Raw genomic sequence first — 19,370 nt, forward strand, 5'->3', positions numbered from 1 at the left:
CACTAGCGATCTAAAATCTGCCGCGAAAAAAGAAAAAGAAAAAGCCACAAAAAAAGCCGATAAAAAGGTCAAAAAAGAGGTCGTAAATCTAAAAGACAAGGCTGCGAGCACCGACACAGCTAAAAAAGCCAAAAAAGCAAAAGATACAGCAGACGAAGCCAAAAAAATCAAAAAAGCTGTGAGTGAATAAGAATTTAGAATTCATAAATTCCACGAAATTCTTAAATTTCCAAATTTACGCTATGGGTTAAATTTAGCCCGTAGCTTGAAATTTTAAAATTCGCAAATTTTATCGCATTTCAAATACTGCCCCGATACGCTAACCATTGTCATTACGCTAAATTCGCTGTCATTGCGAGCGAGTGTAACGAGCGAAGCAATCCAGTAAAATTTATAGAGAATTTAAAATTAATCAAAATTTATCTAAATTTCCCTGGATTGCTTCGCTACGCTCGCAATGACACGAAATTCAGATTTTTGTAATTGTCGCTCGTAGATTGCTTCGCTTTCTGCGAAAGCTTGCAATGACAGATTATGCGAAATTTACCCTCGCCATTGTCAGCACAATCGAGAAAAACGAAAATTTACTTTGATTTGTCATTGCGAGGAGCGTTAGCGACTAAGCAAACTACGAGTTTAAAATTTAAGGTCAGTATTTTTGCGGAATTTAGAGAATTTTATAAATTTTATATAAGAATAAAATTTTTAGTTTTTTTTGCCGCTAGAATTTTAAATTAAGAGCTTTAACATAAATTCCCTTATTTTCAACCACCTTTAAGCAAATTTTTAGTAGAATCAATCTCTTTTTTATTTAATAAATTTTTTGATGAAAGGAATTTACTGTGCCAACCATAAATCAATTGGTCAGAAAAGAGCGCAAAAAAGTGACTGTAAAGTCAAAATCACCTGCGCTAAAAGAGTGTCCTCAAAGACGCGGAGTTTGCACCAGAGTTTATACAACAACTCCTAAAAAACCAAACTCAGCTTTGAGAAAAGTTGCCAAAGTAAGGCTAACAAGCGGTTTTGAAGTCATCAGCTATATCGGCGGTGAAGGTCATAACCTACAAGAACACAGCATTGTTCTAGTTCGCGGCGGTCGTGTAAAAGACTTACCGGGTGTTAAATATCACATTGTTCGTGGTGCGCTTGATACCGCAGGTGTCGCAAAAAGAACAGTTTCTAGATCTAAATACGGTGCTAAACGCCCTAAAAAATAGTTTAGCTAAGACAGATTTAACCCTTAGTTTTGGTTAAATTTGAGTAAAATTTTCAAATTTGAAGGAATAATAAAATGAGAAGAAGAAAAGCTCCCGTAAGGGAAGTTATGCCTGACCCAATTTATGGCAACAAAGTAATCACTAAATTTATTAATTCACTTATGTATGACGGCAAAAAAAGCGTTGCGACTGAGATTATGTATGGTGCGCTTGATTTGATCGACAAAAAAGGCGGCGAAGCCAAAGGTATAGATGTTTTCAACGACGCTATCGAAAATGTAAAACCGCTTATGGAAGTTAAATCTCGCCGCGTGGGTGGTGCTACATACCAAGTTCCAATCGAAGTTCGCCCAGCTCGCCAACAAGCTTTGGCAATCCGCTGGATCATCACTTTTGCTAGAAAAAGAAGCGAAAGAACTATGATCGAGCGTTTAGCTTATGAGCTACTTGATGCAGCGAATTCAAAAGGTTCTTCATTTAAGAAAAAAGAAGACACTTACAAAATGGCAGAAGCTAATAAAGCATTTGCTCACTATCGCTGGTAAGGAGTAAATCATGGCAAGAAAAACTCCACTTAATCGTGTTAGAAATATCGGTATCGCTGCTCACATCGACGCCGGTAAAACGACAACAAGCGAAAGAATTCTATTTTTCACAGGTATGAGCCACAAAATCGGCGAGGTGCATGAGGGTGCTGCTACTATGGACTGGATGGAGCAAGAGAGAGAAAGAGGTATTACTATCACTTCTGCTGCGACAACTTGCTTTTGGAATGATCACCAAATCAACCTAATCGACACCCCAGGCCACGTTGATTTTACTATCGAAGTTGAACGCTCTATGCGTGTTTTAGACGGCGCTGTTTCTGTATTTTGTTCAGTCGGTGGCGTGCAACCACAAAGTGAGACCGTTTGGAGACAAGCGAACAAATATCAAGTCCCAAGAATTATTTTCGTAAATAAAATGGACCGCGTAGGCGCAAATTTCTTCAATGTCGAGCAACAAGTCCGCGATAGATTAAAAGCTACACCAGTTCCGATTCAAATTCCAATCGGCGCAGAAGACAACTTCAAAGGCGTAGTTGATCTAATCACTATGAAAGCCCTTACTTGGGACGATGCAAAAGGCCCAAGCGCACCAGAAGTAGGCGAAATTCCAGCTGAATTAAAAGAAAAAGCACAAGAATATCGCGACAAAATGATCGAAGCAGTTGCTGAGACTGATGAAGCTTTAATGGAAAAATATTTCGCAGGTGAAGAGCTAAGCGAAGCAGAGATTAAAGCTGGTATCAAAAAAGGCTGCCTAAGCCTAGCATTTTTCCCTATGATGTGCGGAACAGCTTTCAAAAACAAAGGCGTTCAACCACTACTTGACGCTGTTGTGTGGTATCTACCAGCTCCGAACGAAGTTCCAGCTATCAAAGGCGTTTATGAGGACGGAAGCGAAGCAGAAGTTCTATCTACTGATGACGGCGAATTTGCAGGTCTTGGATTTAAGATTATGACTGACCCATTTGTCGGCCAGCTAACTTTCGTTAGAATTTACCGCGGTATGTTAGAGAGCGGAAGCTATGTAATCAACTCTGGTAAAAACAAAAAAGAGCGTATCGGTCGTTTGCTTAGAATGCACTCAAACAAACGCGAGGAAGTCAAAGAGCTTTACGCTGGCGAAATCGGCGCGATTGTCGGCCTAAAAGATACACTTACTGGTGATACACTAGCTAGCGAAAAAGACAAAGTTATCTTAGAGCGTATGGAATTCCCAGATCCAGTTATCAGCGTCGCAGTTGAACCAAAAACAAAAGCAGACCAAGAGAAAATGGGTATCGCACTTCAAAAACTTGCACAAGAAGATCCAAGCTTCCGCGTAGCAACTGACGAAGAGAGCGGTCAAACTATCATCTCAGGTATGGGTGAGCTTCACCTTGAAATCATTGTCGATCGTATGCTACGCGAATTTAAAGTCGATGCAGAGGTTGGACAACCACAAGTTGCTTACCGCGAGACTATCCGCAAATCTGTCGAGCAAGAATACAAATACGCTAAACAATCAGGCGGTCGCGGTCAATACGGCCATGTATATTTGCGCTTAGAGCCATTAGAGCCAGGTAGCGGATATGAGTTTGTCAATGATATCAAAGGTGGTGCGATTCCAAAAGAATATATCCCAGCTGTGGATAAAGGCTGCCAAGAAGCTATGCAAAGCGGTGTTTTGGCTGGATATCCAGTAGAAGATGTCAAAGTTACTGTATATGACGGAAGCTACCACGAAGTCGATAGCTCTGAAATGGCGTTTAAACTAGCTGCTTCAATGGGCTTTAAAGAGGGCGCACGCAAAGCAGGCGCAGTTATCTTAGAGCCTATGATGAAAGTCGAAGTAGAAACCCCAGAAGAGTATATGGGCGATGTAATCGGCGATCTAAACAAACGCCGCGGCCAAGTAAATAACATGGGCGAACGCGGTGGAAACAAAATCATCGACGCTTTCTGCCCACTTTCAGAGATGTTTGGTTACTCAACTGACCTTCGTTCTCAAACACAAGGAAGAGCTACTTACTCAATGGAATTTGACCACTACGATGAAGTTCCAAAAAATGTAAGCGAAGAAATCATCAAAAAACGCAACGGCTAAAATTTAGCCCGTTTGATACTTCACACAGGGATTTGGCGAATTTGCCAAATCCCTTTTTTTATTTCTAATTTCCTTTTTTTAATCCAAATTTGGCTAAAATTCACGCATTAATTTTAAATTACAAAGGAAAAAATTCGCAAAATGCCACTTTTCAAAGAAAAAATCATCAAAGAACAAAAGCAAGATGAAAAAACTCTAAACGAACGCTACGAAAATTTACTCAAATTTCAAGCAAAAGCAGAGTTGATTAAATCCGTAAAAGAAGAAGAGTATCAAACGGCTTTTTTGCAAGATATTTTTGAAAACTGCTTGGGCTACACGCTAAAAACGACAAATCCGCAAAATTTCAACTTAGAGCGAGAAAAGAAAAATAAAAACAATAGCAAAAAATGCGACGGAGCGATTTTAGATAAAAACGGCGAAGTTATCGGCGTTATCGAGCTAAAAGACCAAAAAACGCATAGCCTTGATAAGATTGAAAATCAAGCCTTTGATTATCATAATTCACAAGATAAAAACAGCTATATCATCATCTCAAATTTCGATGAAATTCGTTTTTATATCGAGAAAAAGACTGCTTATGAAAAATTCAATCTACTTTCGATGACACGCTCTGAGTTTGAGTTTTTTCATCTGATTTTTTCGTATGAAAGTATCATTGCGAATTTGCCAAAAACGCTAAAAGAAAAGAGCGAAAGCTCGGACAACGAAATTTCTAAAAAACTTTATGCCGATTTTAGTGAATTTCGCCTAAAACTCTTTGAAAACGCCGTTTCAAACAATCAAAATTTAGACAAAAAGCAAATTCTTAGCCTAGTTCAGAAATTCTGCGACCGCATTATTTTTGTTTTATTTGCCGAAGACTGCGGACTTTTGCGAGTAAATTTCGTAAGCGAAATAAATTCACAGTGGCAAAATCAAAAATTGACGAAATTTAGCCTTTATGAAATTTGGCAAATTTATTTTGACGCTATCGATAAAGGCAATGAAAAACTAGGCGTTCTAGCCTACAACGGCGGACTTTTCGCCACCGACGAAGCTCTAAATTCGCTAAAATTTAGCGATGAAATTTTACAAAGCTATATCGCCAAACTCTCATCTTATGACTTTGCAAGTGATATTAGCGTAAATATTTTAGGTCATATTTTTGAGCAAAGCCTAAGCGACCTTGAAGAGTTAAATTCGCAAATCGTAGGCAATAAATTTGACAAAAAAGATAGCAAACGCAAGAAAGACGGCATTTTCTACACGCCTGAATACATTGTGAATTTTATCGTTAGCCAAACACTAGGCGAGATTTGCGAAAACGAGAAAACAAGGCTAAATTTACACGAAATCGCAATACCAAAAAACCCAAAACGCCTTAGCAAGGACGAAAAACAAACGCTAGAAAATATCCGTGCTTACAAAGAATTTTTACTAAATTTAAAGGTTATCGACCCTGCGTGTGGCTCGGGTGCGTTTTTAAACGGAGCGTTGGAGTTTTTACTAAACGAACATAAAAACCTAGATAAATTTCGCAAAATTTACGAAAACGAAGCCCTGCCGTTATACGACATAGAACCACAAATTTTAGAAAACAACCTTTACGGCGTGGATATTAACGCCGACGCTGTGGAGATTGCAAGGCTTTCTTTATGGCTTCGCACCGCTAGGAAAGGACGAAAACTCACAAATTTATCAAACAATATCGTAACGGCAAATTCACTTTTAAATTTTCCGTTTGATTTCAAATTTGACTGCGTTATCGGAAATCCGCCGTATGGCGCAAAAGACGCCAAAATGGAAAATGAAACAACTACCGAAAGCTATATTTTATTTTTTTATAAAGGTTTTGAATTATTAAAGAAAAATGGATATTTGGGATATATTACGCCTGATAGTTGGCTTACTAATATTAATGCAAAAAAATTAAGAAAACTTTTTATTGATAATGGTTCGATAAAAAGAATTAGAGATACTTATAAAATTTTTGATGATGCACCAGATGTTTGGTGTGATGTTACAATTTTTCAAAAAGATTTTAAAACAGAATTTACAGAAATTAGTAGAGATTTTCCATATAATTTGCCTATATTTCAATTTAAAATTTCTTGGCAAGATATAGTAAATTTTGGTGAAAATGAGTGGTTTATTTATATAAATCCAAATTTTAAACAAATATTTGAAAAGATGAATAAAAATGAAAATTTAGAAAATTTTTTTGAAGTTAAGCGTGGTTTTTCTCCTACTCCGAACGATAAAAATATTACTTTAACTAAAACAAATAGGCAAATTATTGGCGGTGAAGATTTCGGAAAATATATCTATAAAATAAAACCAAAATTTTTAATCAATGAATATGAAAAAAGCAGAAATCAAATTGATGAAATTTTAAAATCAGATTTTATAGGAATTCAAAGAATTAGAACAAATAGTTTAAATTTTTCAAGTAGTTGGTTGGTAGCTCAATATTTTTCAAATGGTTTTGTGCCTATTGATTCAATAGGTTATTTTTTGCAAAAGTCAAATTTAAAACTCAAATTTTTACTAGCAATTATAAATTCAAAACTTATGAATTTATATTACAAGTTGCATTATACGGATAAAAATGTAAAGCCGATTTATTTGAAAAAGTTGCCTATTCCAAATTTGAGCGACACAGACCAACAACCTTTTATAAATTTAGCCGATAAATTAATAGAATTAAACTCAAATTTGCAAAGTGTAAAAAGCGAATTTTTGCGTGAGCTAAATTTGGAAAAAATACCGCAAAAACTAGCCGAATTTGAAAATTTAGAATTCGACGAATTTGTCAAAGAATACGCAAAAGCCAAAAAAGAAAAATTCACGGACAAACTCGCCGAAGTGAAATTTAAAAATTACTATCAAGGCTTTTTTAGCGAATACAAATCACAAGTGCTGTCCTTAAAATCGCAAATTTTAGAGAGCGAAAAAGAACTAAATTCGCTTGTTTTTGCACTTTATGATTTGAGTGCCGACGAAATCGCCTTAATCGAAAACTCTTAAATTTCGTAGGGTGGGCATCCTTGCCCACCAAAAAATTTAGTAACCCTATTGTCATTGCGAGACGGCGTAGCCGTCGTGGCAATCCAGTAAAATTTAGAGCGAATTTAAAATTTATCAAATTTTATTGTGAATTAAAATTTTTTTAAATTTCTCTGGATTGCTTCGTCGCTGTCGCTTCTCGCAATGACAGATTAAAGCGAATTTGCAAATTTAAACAAAAAATCGCTAGAATTTGCCTAATTTTTCAAAAGGAAAAACAATGAGTTTTAAGTTTAACGAAGCCAAAATATCGGACTTAGATAGCGTTTTAAAGCCGTTTAGTAGCGTGGGCAAAGAGTGGATGCTAGTTAGCAGCGGCACTAGCGAAAAATATCCGCTTTATAACACAATGACTGCCTCATGGGGAGGATTTGGCTATCTTTGGGAAAAGCCAGTAGCGCACATTTACATCCGCCCGCAACGCCACACCTTCAAATTTAGCGAAAAAGGCGAGCTTATGAGCCTTTCGTTTTTTGAGCCTGGACACAAAAAGGCTCTGGCATACTGTGGCAAAATCAGCGGAAAAGACGAGGACAAGGCCGCGAACTGCGGTCTAAATTCGGTTTTGTTAGAGCGGGATTTAATCGGTTTTAAAGAGGCGAATTTGATACTAAAATGCAAAAAACTCTACACTTCGTATTTTAAAGAAGAGAATTTCATAAGCTCGCAAGAGCCTGAAATGTGGTATTCTAACAAGGATTTTCATAGAATTTACATTTGCGAAATTTTGGGATTTTACACAAAATAAATTTTAAAATTTAAGGCTAAAAGTGGCGAGATTTCGCCACTTTGATTAAAATTGCGCCACTAAATTTCGCGGCGCAGTATTTAAAAAGGCGCGCAAAATTCTAAAATTTCGCGGCGCAGTATCCCCCAAACCAGATAAATTTACGCCAAATTCGGCTTTATTTGCTCCACCCACGCGCTAATTCTAGAATCCGTTAAATCGCTTTGGTTGTCGTTATCTAGGGCAAGGCCTACGAATTTGCCGTCTTTGACAGCGTTGCTAGCGTCAAACTCATACCCCTCAGTGCTCACCGCACCCACGATTACGGCGCCTTTTGCGACGAAATTTTCGTATAATTCCGCCATTGCGTTGCAGTAGGCGTCCGAGTAGCTAGCGCTATCGCCCATGCCAAAGATTGCCACGGTTTTGCCCGTAACTTCAAGAGCGCTAAAATCGAAGCTCGCCCAATCGTCCTGCAACTCGCCGTCGTTCCAAGTCGAGCTTCCTACGATGAGCGAGCTGTATTTGCCAAGCTCGCTAGGGGCGATGTCGGCGACATTTACGACCTCGTTTTCTATGCCAAGTTGCGCTGAAATCGCCTTTGCGGCGTCCTCTGTGTTGCCCATAGAGCTACCAAAAATAATTCCTACCATGTTTTATCCTTTCAAAAAAATTTTATTATTTATACTGTAAGGGACGAGTTTGAGAGTGAAATCCGGCGCGAAAGAGTGGGATTTGACCTCGATATGACGGCGAAAATGCTCGTTTCTAGGATAGACTAGATATAGCGTGTCTAGATTTAGGTGCGAATTTTGCGAGATTGCAAGGGCGATGTCGCTTTGAATACCTGCGCCGTTTGCGTCGCCAACCCGCCTAAAAAAGGGCAAAATTCCAAGGCGAAATTCACCCTTTTGTATGATGATAACCTCGCCATTTAGCGAGATTTGGCAGTTTTTGTTTTTATATGAAATTTTGTCAAACACGAAATTTTTAAATCCGCTTGAAGCGTCGAAATTAATGCCAAATTCGCCGTTGTTTTGGAGTAGGGCGATGATTTTGGCGACTTTGAGTTTTGGCAAGCTCGCGCAAAGTGGAGCTTTTTTGCCTTGTAAAAATGAGTAAATGATTAAATTTGAAGTAAGGCAAAATTTGGTTGTTTTTTTGAAATTTAGGCTGTTTTTGGCGAGTGAAAATTTGATAAATTTATCAAAAATTTGGCGAATTTTGGTGCAATTACGGCTAAATTTATGCGGGATTTGATAAGCACTACCAAGATTTGCGTTATACAGCGTCAAAAAAATTTGGCAAACCTGCTCTTTGCAAAATTCTTTAAAAATATCTGGCACGAAATCTTTGTTTCCAGCAAAGCCGAAAATTTCGTTATTTGGTGTGAAATTTTTCATCGCTAACCTTTTGTATTTTGATATTTGATATTATTATAGTGGATTGTAGATTAAATTTAACTGATACCAAATATCATAAAAGTAAAAATTTCACACTAAATTTTGAAATTTCACGCAAATTTTAGAGTTTGACGACCTTGCTTCCAAAACCCCCTTCGTTCGGGGCTCCGTCGCGGAAATCTTTCACGCTAGGGTGGGATTTGAGAAACTCTTTTACGGCGTAGGCTAGTTTGCCAGTGCCGATTCCATGCTTTACGATAACTTCGTCAAAGCCCATTACAAGGCTTTGGCTGATGAATTTATCAAGGCGCGTTATCGCCTCATCGGCGCGCAGTCCGTGCAAATCTAGCACGAGCGAGGCTTCGCGCGGTTTTTCGACCTTTATGCTGATTTTATTTGGCGCTGGGGCTGGCTGATTTCCGCTTAGTTTTAGCATATCGCGTGGCACACGAAGCCTTATTCCGTCGCTTTCAATCATCGCCATAGTTTTGTTTAGGCTTACGATTTCGCCCTTGATTTTGCCGTATTTTACGCGATCGCCGACCTTGAAATCCACAGGCTCGCTGGCACTTAGCTCCGGTTTAGAAATCGCCTTAACTAGCTCGTTTGCGTGGTTTATAGCGCGTTGCTTTTCTTTGGTATCATTTAGCCTAACCGTGCGTTTGGCCTCGTTTATAGCGTGGTAATACTCGTTTTCTAGCCTAGAAATCGTGGCGGCTAGCTCGTTTTGCGCGTTTTCTTTTTGCTCTTTTAGCGTGGCAGTTAGGGCGTCGAGTTTGCGCTCTTTTTGCTCGGTGGCGATTAGTTTTTGCTTTAATTCTAGCTCTAAATTTATCGCTTTTGAGATTGCTTCGTTTAGATTTTCTTTATTTTCGCCGTAATTTTGGCGAGCAGCCGAGACCAAATTTTGCGCTATGCCGTATCTTAGAGCAGTTTCAAAGGCATAAGATTTGCCGATAATGCCCTTTAAAAACTCGTATTTTGGGACGCTGTTTTTCTCATCATACAGCGCAGCGATGAGCTCGACACGCTCATCTTTGGCTAGTAGCATAGCAAGGCGCTTGTGGTGTGTGGTGATGACCATTTTTATATCATTTTGCATTAACTGCTCGATTATAGTGCTATACAGACTAGCAGCTTCTTCAAAATCCGTGCCAAGCTCGATTTCATCGACGCCTACAATCATATCCTTGCGCCCAAAAAGTTTGCTAAATGCGACCATACGCCCAGCAAATGTGGAGATATCGTTTTTGGCATTTTGCGGATCTTCCATGATTAGCTCAAATTCCTTAAACGAGCCAATCTTGCTTTTTTGGGCGCAAATTCGCATAGGAAGCAGGTATTTGCCTAGCAAGCACGCACTCATTATGCTTTTTAAAAGCATTGACTTTCCGCCGGCATTTACGCCAGTAATCAGCAAAATTTTGCCCCTAAATTCCACGCTGATTTTTTTAGGATTTTTTAGCGCAGGGTGGGCAAATTCGCTAATTACTATATCTTTTGAACTATCGGCTAGCACGATTTCGTAGTCGTTTGCTCTCATCATCTGCGCTCTTGCGATAAGTCCGTCGATTTCGTCGAAAGCCGAGTTTATAAATTTCAAAAACGGCAAATTTTTGCTGAAATTTGAACTAATTATTTTACAATGCTCGAAAATGATTTCTTCTTTTTTATCCAAAATCGCACTTTGAGCCGATTTGAGCGCGGTTACAGCATCAGGTGCGACATAAAAATACCCATTGGCTGAGCGCCCCAAAACTGCGCCTTTTAGCGCGTGGTTAAATCCGCCCCGCACCAAAAGCGTCTCGCTGTCGTTGATATAGTGAATCTGCGTGTCGGCTAGGTAGGGCGAAATGGATTTTGTGTAGATTAGCTTTTTTAGGGTTTGATTAATCTCTTCGCGCTTGATTTTGTAAGCCTCATTTAGCGCGATGAAACGCTCATCGACGCTGTCTTTGAAGGCGCCGTTTTCGTCAAAATAGTCTTTTATGGCTTTTATGCTATCTGGAATTTCGATTTTATCGAGATACGCGCGCAGTTTTCCTTCGAAGTTTTGTCTTTTTAGATACAAAAAATAGCGGATAATCTTGCTAAATTCGTAAATTTCGCTTATGTGAAGCACGGCGTGTTTGCCAAGGCGCATTAGCGCGTCATCGAGATTTGTGATAGTTTCGCAAGGATTTATGTCAAATTTAGCGAATTCATTTATTTTTTCGAAATTTATCTTGCTATCGCCGTGCAAAAATAGTGGTTTTTCACGCGCCAAATATGAGTTAAATTTCGCCAAATACTCGCTTAAATCGAGTTTTTTAAACAGCTCGTCTATGTTCATAATTCGCACTCTTTAATCTCGTAAATTTTGCCGTTGTATGGGTGTGGGGCGTCTTTTTTGGCGATGAAGGAATTTAGCGAAAATGAGTAGGTAAAATGCGCGCTCTCCACGCTCTCACCACGGCATTTTACGCTTTTTCCAGCGTTAAAGGCATTTGCGATTTGCTGGGAATTTTTAGCAAAATTTGCGCTAAAATTTTCGTAAAAATAGGCGCTACCTCCCACGCATAAAATAATTGCAGTAAGCAAAATTTTAAATTTTGCATTTAAAATTTTATTATCCACGAAAAAAATCGCCACTATGAATAAAAAAGCAAAAATAAAAATCAAAAATCGCACAACTTTTCCTTAAAATTCGCCACGCAACTGATATGTGATATCACCTGCGCCAAAGCCGATTACTAGGCCGTCATTTATGATATGGCGCACGCCAAAAATATCGCTGAATTCGATCTTTTCGCCATTTCTAAATACTCTCTCGGCAAAAAGCGGATTAAGGACTTTAAACTCTTCTTTTAAATCCACGCCGTTTGGGTTCTCGCCGGCTGCATACACAGGCAAAATCACCAAATCCACACCCTCGCCAAAGCACTCTTTAAACCCGGCTAAATTTGCCTTTAACCTGCTGTATCTATGTGGCTGGAAAATCGCCGTAATCTTGCTAATGCCTAGCAAGGCGGCGTATTCTTTCGCGCTTTTTAGTGTAGCGGCGATTTCTGTGGGGTGATGACCATAGTCGTCGATTAGGACGAAATTTGGATTGGCGCAGAGTATGTCAAAACGCTTTTTAATGCCTTTGTAGTTTAATAAATTTTGGCGTATGTTTTCTAGCCCTGTCTCGCACGCAGCGGCTAAAATCGCTAGCGAAGCGTCGATCGCGATATGCTCGCCAATCCCAAAAACCTCGAATCTGCCAAGCTCTTTGAGATTGAAGCTAAGATATGGTTGATTATCGCGTAAAACCATTTTTAAATCCGTGATATCGCGCGAAGGGTAGAGTTTGATCGCGCTTAAATTTAACGAGCCTAAAAATTCGTCCTCGGCGTTGATAACGCGAATTTTAGCCCTTTCCAAAAATCCGCGATATGCGGCGTGAAATTTGTCTAAATCGTTGTCGTAATGATCCATGTGCTCTGGCTCAGCGTTGGTTACCACGGCGACATAAGGGTTGGAGTTAAGAAAGCTAGAATCGCTCTCGTCGGCTTCGAAAATGATATTTTCGCTGTTTTCGTATTTCATATTTGAGCCAAACTGCTTGCTAATCGCGCCGATGATAACCGAGCCATTTATTAGCGATGAGGCAATCGCGCTCGTGGTGCTTTTGCCATGCGCCCCAGCCACGGCAAATACATGCTTGTCTTTTAGCACATAAGGCAAGGCTTCTTTGCGCGATAGGCATTTGATACCGCGCTTTTTGGCCTCGACTAGCTCGACATTATCCTCTTTGATAGCGGCTGAATACACCACGACCTCTTGATCTTTTATCGCCTCTGCGCTGTGCGGGGTGTTGATATCCATACCGCTTTCGCGTAGTTTTATCGTGGTTGGGCTTTCTGAAATATCGGAGCCTGAAATCGTGTAGTTTCGCTCCTGCAAAAATCTAGCCAGCGCGCTGATTCCGATACCGCCAATGCCTATGAAATGAACCTTTTTCACTATTTTTCCTTTTAAATTTATATATTCGTGCGCCCGTTGATTGCCTTCATAAGCGAAAGCATATCGATATTATCCAAGCTTACGCCAGTTGGCACGCCTTGGGCAAGCTTGCTAAAACGCAAATTTAAATCAGAGAGTTTATCCTCGACATAGAGCATAATCCCATCTGAATTTATACTAGGCGTTAGCGCAAAAATCAGCTCATTTGCGCCATTTTGGATTATCATGGCGCGAAGTTTGTCGATGATTTCTTCGCTAGCGTCTTCTAAAACAAAATATTTGCCATTAAAAATTTTATTACTCTCAAAGATAAAAATATCTTTCGGGCTCTCTACAATGGCGATTTTCTCGCTCTCTCGCTCCTCATCGGCGCAGTATTCGCAGATCTCGTCCTCGCAAATCGCACCGCAAATTTCGCATTTTTTCAGTCCTCGCACAGCTTCTTCGATATTGTGAGCTAAATTTAGCCCGAGGGTTGAGTTTTGCACGCTGACATAATACGCAAAACGCAAAGCCGACTTTTTGCCCACGCCTGGGAGCTTTTCGAAGCTAGCAACTAGCTCTTCAAATTTATCATTTGCACTCATTTTTTACTGCCTGGATTGTTGAAAATTATAGAAAAATAATGTGTATTATCTGAATAATTATAAGTAAAGCTAAATTTATGAAGTTCGCAAATTTTATCTATGATATACAGCCCAAGCCCCATGCCAGTGGCCTTTTCGTTTTTGTTGCGAATAAAGGCTTGTTTGTAGTGCTCGAAGGATTTTTCAAGCGCGGCTCCGTGGTTGGCTACGCTGATTTTATTTTCGTCGCAAATCACGCTGACATGGTGATCGCTGGAATATTTTAGGCCATTGTCGATTAAATTTTTAATCGCCAAGGCAAAAAGCCCAAAATCGACATTGATAATGGCGTCATCTTCGATATTTTCGGCAACTAAGCTATCCCATTTATCTAGCATTGACATATCGCGAACCTGCTCTAAAATCAGGCTGAAATGGTATTTTTGGTAATTTAGCGTGTAGCTTTTCGATAGTAGTTGCTCGATTTTTGCAAATTCATTAATCAAAATTTCAAGCCTCTCAAAAACAGCCACAAGGCGCGTCTTTTGCGTCTCATCATCGAGCATTTCAGTGATTAGTCTGCCTTTGCCAATTGGGGTTTTTAGCTCGTGCATTATGGTGCGTAAAAACAGCTGTCGAGAGCGGATAAGCTCTTGAATTTTAATAATCGCGTTGTTAAATTCATGCGCTACTTGGCCGATTTCGTCCTCACGGCGAATTTGTTTTAAATCAATCTCCAAATTTCCAAGTGAGAATTGTTTTATGTTTTTGCTAAGCTTTTTTAGTGGCGCGAAACTGCGTAAAATCGAGAGATACAGCGAAAACAAAACCACAATAGTAATCAAAAATCCCACCCAGAGCGGATCGTTTAAATTTTTGGTGCCAATGCTCTCAAAAACCACTACCATTGAGTTGTTTTTGATATTTAAAAACAGAGTGTTGTTATACTCGATCGAGCTAATCTCGCCTATGGCGGTTTCTTGCGCGAAGTATTTTTTGCCCGAAATAAGGACATTTTGGACTAAATTTTTATCCTTGACAAGCTCCAAGCCAAAATTTGAAAAATAGCTTTCGATATCTTGTGGCGGGTTGTTTCGTTTGTAGGATTCTAGTAGGTAATTTACGGCGTTGATTTGGTTTGCTTGCATGCTACCTAGGGCTTTGTTCATTTGAATTCGCCCAAATGTAATAAACAGCACGCAAACCAAAATTATCGCAGTTACGAAAAATATCGTAATTTTCGTGATTAAAGAGTGCTTCATCCGATGAGCTTATATCCGATTCCGCGAACTGAAAAAATATGTTTTGGTGATTTTGAATTATCGCCAATTTTTGTGCGAAGGCGACCGATGATGACATCAAGGCTCTTTGAGTCTTTGTCTTTTAGGCTCTTGCAGTGATATACTAGCTGCTCGCGAGAAACTGAAAAGCTGTGTTGTTTGATGAGATATTCTAAAATTTCATATTCAGCCGGAGTTAGCACGAGTGCCTCTTCGCCAAAGTAAATTTCATGGCGTTTTTCATCTATGCGAAATACGCTATCAGCGACGGTTTCTTCTTTTTCGATTGTTTTTTTATAGCGGCGAATTAGGCTCATAATTCGTGCGTGCATTTCCTTTGGATCGTAAGGTTTAGGTAGATAATCATCTGCTCCGATTTGAAGCCCCACGACCTTGTCGCTGACATCAGATCTGGCCGAGCTAATGATGATTGGAATATCGTATTTTTCGCGGATTTCTTTGCATACTTCCAGTCCGTCCATGCCCGGAAGAGTTAAATCCAAAATTAGCAAATCATAGTTTTTGATTCCGGCACTTAGTCCGATATATGGGTCTTCGAAATTTGTAACATTGATATTAAATTTAGCCAAATATTCACTTAGCAAAGTAGCAAATTCGCTATCGTCTTCGATCATAAGCACATTTACCATGACGCGTCCTTTATAAAAATTTTGAAATTTTGCATTATATTGTAAAATAGTTAAATCTTAACTTGCATTTTAGCAAATTTAGATAAAATTGAGCCTTTTTAGTTTAGGAGAGATAATGGAAGAAGATTATTATGATATTTTAGGCGTGGCGCGCGACGCGGACGCTGAAACGATAAAAAAGGCATTTCGCAAACTAGCCTTGCAGCACCACCCAGACCGCAACCAAGGCAACAAAGAGAGCGAAGAGCAGTTTAAGAAAATAAACGAAGCTTACCAAGTCCTAGGCGATGAAGAAAAACGCAAAATGTATGATAGATACGGCAAAGAGGGCTTATCTGGCGGATTTGGCGGTGGCGGCAATGCAGGAGATGCCTTTGGGTTTGGTTCGATGTTTAGCGACTTTTTCGAGCAAGCTTTTGGCGGAGGTGGTAGCAGAGCCAAACGAAGCGTCGATCCATACGGCATAGATACGGAGCTAGCCGTTACTTTGGAATTTAAAGAAGCTCTACGCGGCGTGCATAAAGATGTCAAATACAAAATCAAAAAACCATGCCCTACCTGCGACGCAACCGGCTCAAAAGACAAGAAAAAACACACCTGCCAAACATGCGGTGGTTCTGGGCGAATCATGGCAAGGCGCGGATATATGAGCTTTATTCAGACTTGTAGCGCGTGTGGTGGAAGTGGCGAAAGCATAAAAGAAAAATGCAAAGATTGCGGTGGCAAGGCATATATCGAGGAGGAAATCAGCGTCAAATTTGACATACCAGCTGGCATTGATGATGGGCAAAGAATCCGCCTAGGAGGCAAAGGAAATGTCTCTAAAACAGGCGAGGTCGGCGATGTTTATGTGCTAGTAAGAGTGCGCGCTGATAGCCATTTCGAGCGCGACGGCGATGATTTGTATATCGAAGTGCCTGTGTTTTTCACCCAAGCGATTTTGGGCGAGAGTATCGAAGTGCCAACCCCTGAGGGCAAGACCGAGTTAAAATTAAAAGTCGGAAGCAAGGATAAGGATAGATTTGTGATCCATGGCGAGGGTGCGCCAAATATCAGAACGAAGCAAAAAGGCGATTTAATCGTGCAAATCAGCGTCCAAACTCCAAAAAAACTAAATGACAAACAAACCGAGCTTTTGCGCGAGTTGCAAGCTAGCTTTGGCGAAAATGACGAGGGAATTTTAAGCAAAATCAAAAATTTCTTTAAATAATGAAATTTATGGAGAATTTATGCAAAGGCTAAACGAGGTAAAAATCGGCGCAAGTGTCAAGGTGGTGAAAATCCACGGAGACGGCGCACTCAGGCGTCGGATTATGGATATGGGGATTACAAAAGGCATTGAGATAAAGCTAAAAAAAGCAGCCCCCTTAGGCGATCCTTTGGAGCTAGGCGTGAGAGGATACGAGCTCTCGCTACGCAAGGCCGACGCGTCATTGATAGAGGTCGAAAATTTATAAAATTTGCAAATTTAAAGAGTAAAAATGATAAAAATCGCACTTGTAGGAAATCCAAATTGTGGCAAAACGACATTTTTTAACGCCCTAACTGGCGCAAATGCTTTTGTCGGCAACTGGCCGGGCGTAACGGTTGAAAAAAAAGAGGGCTGTTTAATCGGCAAAGAAAATATCATAATCACCGATTTGCCGGGCATTTACTCGCTCTCGCCATACACGCCAGAAGAGATTGTGGCGCGCAACTACCTTTTGCACGAAAATCCAGATGTGATTTTAAATATCATCGACGGGACGAATTTAGAGCGAAATTTATACCTTAGCACGCAACTTTTGGAGCTTGAAATTCCAATGGTGATCGCTGTGAATATGACCGATATTTTGCGCAAAAGAGGCGATAAAATCGATTTAAAACTTCTTAGCAAAACCCTTGGCGCGCCGTGTGTGGAGATTTCTGCGCTTAAAAATATTGGCACGAATTTATGCGTGGAGCTAGCAATCGAGGCTAGCAAAAACCCTGCTCCGCACCCAAAACACGATTTTTGTGGCGCAGCCGAACACGCGCTAGCGCATATCGAAGACGCTGTTTTAAAGGGCGAAAAGGGCGATAGGTGGTATGCGGTTAAAATTTTTGAGCGCGATGAGAGCGTGCTAAAAGAGCTAAAAATCGAAAAAGCCAAATTTAGCCTAATCGAGGAAAAAATAAAATCCTGTGAAACCGAGCTCGATGACGATAGCGTGGGGATTATCGCAAACGAGCGATACAACTATATCGCGCGCGTAAAAGAGGCGTGTTTTATCAAAAACACCGATTTCGTGGCAAATGCCAGCGAAAATATCGACAAGGTTTTGACGCATAGAATTTTCGCTTTGCCGATTTTTGCGGTGATTATGTTTATCGTGTATTACACTTCGGTTACAGGCGTGGGTGGGCTGATGACGGACACCGTAAATGACGGGATTTTTGGCGATGGATTTTTCGTGGGAAGTGGCGAAAAATACGAGCAAGCGCTTAGCGAGCATTTGCAAAGCAAAATTTGCACGAGTGAATTTGTAGGCGCGCTAGATATGATAAATCCTGAATTTAGCGCAGTCTCAGAAACTCTCAAAACCGCTTGCAATGAAGGCGATTTTGGCGCATTTAGCGAAAATTTTGACGCACTAAGCGGTGAAATTTCGCAAATTTCAAACGAAAATTTAAAAGAGCAAATTTCACTAGCTAGTGCGAATTTAGAGGCCCAAATTTTACCAAATCCTAGCGAGTATGGGCTGTATCTGCGCGGTCTGCCTGTGGTAATGGACGAGTTTTTGGAGCGCATAAACTGCGCGCAGTGGCTAAAAAGCCTCATCATCGACGGCGTTATTAGTGGCGTTGGAGCGGTGCTTGGCTTCGTGCCACAAATGGCGGTGCTTTTTATCTTTTTAGCGTTTTTGGAGGCGTGCGGATATATGACGCGCGTGGCTTTTGTGCTGGATCGTGCATTTCGTAAATTTGGGCTTAGTGGCAAATCCTTTATCCCTATGCTAATCGGCACGGGTTGTGGTGTGCCTGGTGTGCTAGCCACCCGCACAATCGAGAGCGAAAAAGACCGCAAAATGGGCATTATGACGACTACATTTATGCCGTGTTCGGCGAAAATGCCGATGATTGCGCTCATTTCCGCTGCGCTTTTTGGCGGAGTGTGGTGGGTGGCGCCTAGTGCGTATTTTCTAGGGATTTGCGCGATTGTGATTTCAGGGCTAATGCTCAAAAAAACGCCGATGTTTGCGGGCAAACCTGCACCTTTTGTCTTGGAGCTTCCGCCATATCACATGCCAACCCTCAAAAATATTTACCGAAGCGTCAAAGAGCGCGTTAGCTCGTTTATCAAAAATGCCGGAACGATAATTTTCATCTCATCGGTGCTGATTTGGTGCGGATCGAGGTTTGGCTTCGCCGAGGGGGGCTTTGTCTTTGATATAGAGCTTGATTTAAACGATAGCTTTATCGGCAAAATCGGCGCGTTTGTGGCGCCACTATTTGCGCCACTGGGCTTTGGCGACGCGAAGTCTGCAATCGCTACGCTTATGGGCTTAGTAGCCAAAGAAGAGGTCGTGGCGGTCTTTGGGATACTCGATTTTTCGGGGCTTGACACGCTTAGTGGATATGCGTTTTTGGCTTTTAATCTGCTTTGCGCGCCTTGCATAGCGGCAATGGCGACAATCGCAAAAGAGATGAGAAGTGCGCGCTGGACGGCGTTCGCGCTTGTGTATCAGACGCTGTTTTCTTACGCGGTCGCGCTTATGATTTATCAATTCGGCAGATTTTTTAGTGGTGCGCAAGGCGCGGGAGTAGGGCTTTTCGTGGCGTGCGCGTGCGCTGCGCTGATAATTTTAATGCTAGCAAAACCTTATAAAGAGAAAATTTGAT

Annotated in this window: 17 protein-coding genes; 9 read left to right on the top strand and 8 right to left on the bottom strand. The window is 40.6% G+C overall.

The window, feature by feature from the left end:
• From OFO07_RS05220 to OFO07_RS05245, 6 genes are all read left to right on the top strand, one after another.
• Positions 1–190 (top strand): hypothetical protein (locus tag OFO07_RS05220; RefSeq protein WP_270871188.1); only part of this gene is annotated, 190 nt, incomplete at its 5' end.
• A 652-nt stretch (positions 191–842) separates the two neighbouring features.
• Complete coding sequence (gene rpsL / locus OFO07_RS05225) at positions 843–1,217, top strand: 30S ribosomal protein S12 (protein WP_270859212.1); 375 nt, start codon at positions 843–845, stop codon at positions 1,215–1,217.
• Positions 1,218–1,291: 74 nt separating this feature from the next.
• Positions 1,292–1,762 carry a 30S ribosomal protein S7 gene (rpsG, locus tag OFO07_RS05230; RefSeq protein WP_270859211.1) on the top strand — a complete coding sequence of 157 codons (471 nt, stop codon included), beginning with the start codon at positions 1,292–1,294 and terminating at the stop codon, positions 1,760–1,762.
• A gap of 10 nt (positions 1,763–1,772) precedes the next feature.
• On the top strand, positions 1,773–3,848 hold the full coding sequence (fusA, locus tag OFO07_RS05235; RefSeq protein WP_270859210.1) for an elongation factor G: 2,076 nt from the start codon (positions 1,773–1,775) through the stop codon (positions 3,846–3,848).
• 141 nt (positions 3,849–3,989) lie between these two features.
• A complete protein-coding gene (locus tag OFO07_RS05240; RefSeq protein ID WP_270871189.1) occupies positions 3,990–6,857 on the top strand; it encodes an Eco57I restriction-modification methylase domain-containing protein in 2,868 nt (955 codons plus the stop codon).
• A gap of 259 nt (positions 6,858–7,116) precedes the next feature.
• Positions 7,117–7,644 carry a hypothetical protein gene (locus OFO07_RS05245; protein WP_270871190.1) on the top strand — a complete coding sequence of 176 codons (528 nt, stop codon included), beginning with the start codon at positions 7,117–7,119 and terminating at the stop codon, positions 7,642–7,644.
• Between the two features lie 140 nt (positions 7,645–7,784).
• On the opposite strand, the gene fldA is transcribed toward OFO07_RS05245, so the two are convergent.
• From fldA to OFO07_RS05285, 8 genes are all read right to left on the bottom strand, one after another.
• On the bottom strand, positions 7,785–8,276 hold the full coding sequence (gene fldA, locus OFO07_RS05250; protein ID WP_270866789.1) for a flavodoxin FldA: 492 nt from the start codon (positions 8,274–8,276) through the stop codon (positions 7,785–7,787).
• 3 nt (positions 8,277–8,279) lie between these two features.
• Positions 8,280–9,026 carry a hypothetical protein gene (locus tag OFO07_RS05255; protein WP_270871191.1) on the bottom strand — a complete coding sequence of 249 codons (747 nt, stop codon included), beginning with the start codon at positions 9,024–9,026 and terminating at the stop codon, positions 8,280–8,282.
• 121 nt (positions 9,027–9,147) lie between these two features.
• Positions 9,148–11,358 carry an endonuclease MutS2 gene (locus OFO07_RS05260; protein ID WP_270871192.1) on the bottom strand — a complete coding sequence of 737 codons (2,211 nt, stop codon included), beginning with the start codon at positions 11,356–11,358 and terminating at the stop codon, positions 9,148–9,150.
• Complete coding sequence (locus OFO07_RS05265) at positions 11,355–11,582, bottom strand: hypothetical protein (protein WP_270871193.1); 228 nt, start codon at positions 11,580–11,582, stop codon at positions 11,355–11,357. Before OFO07_RS05265 ends, OFO07_RS05260 begins: the two co-directional genes overlap by 4 nt.
• A gap of 123 nt (positions 11,583–11,705) precedes the next feature.
• On the bottom strand, positions 11,706–13,013 hold the full coding sequence (murC, locus tag OFO07_RS05270; RefSeq protein WP_270871194.1) for a UDP-N-acetylmuramate--L-alanine ligase: 1,308 nt from the start codon (positions 13,011–13,013) through the stop codon (positions 11,706–11,708).
• 17 nt (positions 13,014–13,030) lie between these two features.
• A complete protein-coding gene (gene recR / locus OFO07_RS05275) occupies positions 13,031–13,600 on the bottom strand; it encodes a recombination mediator RecR (protein WP_270859202.1) in 570 nt (189 codons plus the stop codon).
• Positions 13,597–14,841, bottom strand: a complete 1,245-nt coding sequence (locus OFO07_RS05280) for an ArsS family sensor histidine kinase (RefSeq protein WP_270859201.1) — start codon at positions 14,839–14,841, stop codon at positions 13,597–13,599. Before OFO07_RS05280 ends, recR begins: the two co-directional genes overlap by 4 nt.
• Complete coding sequence (locus OFO07_RS05285; RefSeq protein ID WP_270859200.1) at positions 14,838–15,509, bottom strand: response regulator transcription factor; 672 nt, start codon at positions 15,507–15,509, stop codon at positions 14,838–14,840. Before OFO07_RS05285 ends, OFO07_RS05280 begins: the two co-directional genes overlap by 4 nt.
• A 115-nt stretch (positions 15,510–15,624) precedes the next feature.
• Here OFO07_RS05285 and dnaJ point away from each other — a divergent pair, with 115 nt between their 5' ends.
• From dnaJ to feoB, 3 genes are read left to right on the top strand one after another with little or no spacing between them, the layout of a single operon-like run.
• Positions 15,625–16,719, top strand: a complete 1,095-nt coding sequence (dnaJ, locus tag OFO07_RS05290; RefSeq protein WP_270871195.1) for a molecular chaperone DnaJ — start codon at positions 15,625–15,627, stop codon at positions 16,717–16,719.
• Between the two features lie 19 nt (positions 16,720–16,738).
• Positions 16,739–16,966 carry a FeoA family protein gene (locus tag OFO07_RS05295; protein WP_270859198.1) on the top strand — a complete coding sequence of 76 codons (228 nt, stop codon included), beginning with the start codon at positions 16,739–16,741 and terminating at the stop codon, positions 16,964–16,966.
• A gap of 24 nt (positions 16,967–16,990) precedes the next feature.
• On the top strand, positions 16,991–19,369 hold the full coding sequence (gene feoB, locus OFO07_RS05300) for a ferrous iron transporter B (RefSeq protein WP_270871196.1): 2,379 nt from the start codon (positions 16,991–16,993) through the stop codon (positions 19,367–19,369).
• The last annotated feature ends 1 nt before the right edge of the window (position 19,370 follow it).

This window comes from Campylobacter sp. JMF_06 NA1, from assembly GCF_027737785.1.
Classification (GTDB): Bacteria; Campylobacterota; Campylobacteria; order Campylobacterales; family Campylobacteraceae; genus Campylobacter_B.

Bases quoted from the DNA above. Each gene is read 5' to 3' on its own strand.
- rpsG (WP_270859211.1), top strand. From the start codon at position 1,292: ATGAGAAGAAGAAAAGCTCCCGTAAGGGAAGTTATGCCTGACCCAATT.
- fusA (WP_270859210.1), top strand. From the start codon at position 1,773: ATGGCAAGAAAAACTCCACTTAATCGTGTTAGAAATATCGGTATCGCT.
- OFO07_RS05240 (WP_270871189.1), top strand. From the start codon at position 3,990: ATGCCACTTTTCAAAGAAAAAATCATCAAAGAACAAAAGCAAGATGAA.
- OFO07_RS05245 (WP_270871190.1), top strand. From the start codon at position 7,117: ATGAGTTTTAAGTTTAACGAAGCCAAAATATCGGACTTAGATAGCGTT.
- fldA (WP_270866789.1), bottom strand. From the start codon at position 8,276: ATGGTAGGAATTATTTTTGGTAGCTCTATGGGCAACACAGAGGACGCC.
- OFO07_RS05255 (WP_270871191.1), bottom strand. From the start codon at position 9,026: ATGAAAAATTTCACACCAAATAACGAAATTTTCGGCTTTGCTGGAAAC.
- OFO07_RS05260 (WP_270871192.1), bottom strand. From the start codon at position 11,358: ATGAACATAGACGAGCTGTTTAAAAAACTCGATTTAAGCGAGTATTTG.
- recR (WP_270859202.1), bottom strand. From the start codon at position 13,600: ATGAGTGCAAATGATAAATTTGAAGAGCTAGTTGCTAGCTTCGAAAAG.
- OFO07_RS05280 (WP_270859201.1), bottom strand. From the start codon at position 14,841: ATGAAGCACTCTTTAATCACGAAAATTACGATATTTTTCGTAACTGCG.
- OFO07_RS05285 (WP_270859200.1), bottom strand. From the start codon at position 15,509: ATGGTAAATGTGCTTATGATCGAAGACGATAGCGAATTTGCTACTTTG.
- dnaJ (WP_270871195.1), top strand. From the start codon at position 15,625: ATGGAAGAAGATTATTATGATATTTTAGGCGTGGCGCGCGACGCGGAC.
- OFO07_RS05295 (WP_270859198.1), top strand. From the start codon at position 16,739: ATGCAAAGGCTAAACGAGGTAAAAATCGGCGCAAGTGTCAAGGTGGTG.
- feoB (WP_270871196.1), top strand. From the start codon at position 16,991: ATGATAAAAATCGCACTTGTAGGAAATCCAAATTGTGGCAAAACGACA.